Source organism: Neobacillus drentensis, from assembly GCF_036962765.1.
Lineage (GTDB): Bacteria > Bacillota > Bacilli > Bacillales > Cytobacillaceae > Neobacillus > Neobacillus drentensis_C.
In genome coordinates this window covers 1-1717 of the sequence record NZ_JBALOS010000435.1, presented here as the reverse complement: position 1 = coordinate 1717, position 1717 = coordinate 1, and the positions used below count along the sequence as shown (strand labels likewise).

Genomic DNA, 1717 nt, shown 5'->3' with positions numbered 1-1717 from the left:
TTTCAGCCCTTTATTAAATTTGTTCACCTGTTTTGTATGGTCTATTAAAGAATAAACGTAACGAATTTCAACGACATAGTTTTCCCTTTATTATTCAAAAATCCTTCCTCTAATAAACAATTAATTTCCCGGGATGTCAGCCCTGAATAATTCCCAGTTTAATTACGTAGTCAATTATTAATCTATTAATAGATAAAACGACAACGTTTTACAGCATAAATGTTTTATAATAGTATTAATTGATAATATTGAAAAAAATATCTTATACATAAAGGGAGAGGTTTAAGAGATGGGATATCCGGTTAAAAAACTGAGTGATATATTAACAAATAGTAATGAAATTTTAAGACTCAATCCGAACTTCTTTACCTTCATACTTTATAAGAAGCAGCATAAAATCTTTAGAAATTATATCTTGAAAGAATTTAATCACTTACATTACTTATCTAAAAAACCAAATGCAATCCTTTTTGTATTAGATAATCCACTAAACTGGTTACAAAGGGCCGATATTGAATATTACCAAGATATTCAAGGTAGAGAGTATCAACCAGAATTAAATGATGATGAAGTCGATGTTGTTTGTGAGTACTTTAAAATTCATCCTGATTCGCTTCCTGCTGTTATTATTTTTAATAATCTTCACAGTCAAAGTTGTACTAGCATTAGTTTAAAAGGTATTAATGAGGAAAGAATTTTAAGTGACTTTTTTGAAAAATTGTTTGCAAGGGAAAATGATTATGGGATTGTTCGTGAAGAATCTATGTTATATGGGAATGGTAAAGAACCTTTTTTCCTCCCTCCGTTTGGTGCCAAGATAATACAATCCGTCGAAACACAATTTCTAACCTATAAAAGCGAAAAGACAATATTCCAGATTCTCTCAGGCATTGTACAACAACTTAATCGGATAGAAAATAAAATTGACACCATTTTAACGGTAATACAAAACCTTCAATATGATATTGAAACAATCAAAAGAACTCGAAGAAATGAAGAAGATAAACTCAACCTAATCTATAAAAAGATTGATAGAAAAATAACTCCATTAAAGTTATCACTTGGCCAGGATATTAAAGATTATGAAGAATTATTAAAAGACTTAATTGAAAATTGGGATATTCTAGATCCTCTTAGTAAGGAAATGTTGCCATTAGCTGAATATTTATTTGATCAGATGAGTCGATTAAATGATGTAGATTATTCACCAGTTATCCTACAATACTGCAGAAGTTTAGAGAATGAAATTCTTCAAAAACTTTTTATCCAATTTGCTATTCATATTTATCAAAAGATTGAAGATCTTGAGGGATTTCTAAAAGGAGATTTAGAAAATGAAAAGACTAAGCAATTTGCCAAAGTAATTTTATCAAGTAAGAATAAGGATATTGAGGATGTAAAATTTACCTTGGGCCAAATGATTCGGATACTTGAATATACCGCTGGTAAACGCACTATAAAGGAAAGTCCGTTGCTACAGGAGTTTAAGCAATTTATTACACAAAACTTCAATGAAACAAATATACTTTCCAAAGATTATTTATCAAACATTAAATCAATAACAGATGATTTTCGAAATAGATGTGCTCATCCGTATAAGTTAAATGAAGAAGACGCCATACAGTGTAAAGAAATTGTTCCCCAAGATATCAATAATTTTTTAAGATTTTGGAAGAATGGAATTTTGACTTAGGATTCCTGCATATCTTAGGGTTAT

General features: G+C 29.4%; 1 protein-coding gene. It reads left to right on the top strand.

Translation table 11 applies throughout. The annotated features are described in order from the left end of the window. Nucleotides 1-289 precede the first annotated feature (289 nt). On the top strand, nucleotides 290-1693 hold the full coding sequence (locus tag V7137_RS30450) for a hypothetical protein (protein ID WP_335701525.1): 1404 nt from the start codon (nucleotides 290-292) through the stop codon (nucleotides 1691-1693). The last annotated feature ends 24 nt before the right edge of the window (nucleotides 1694-1717 follow it).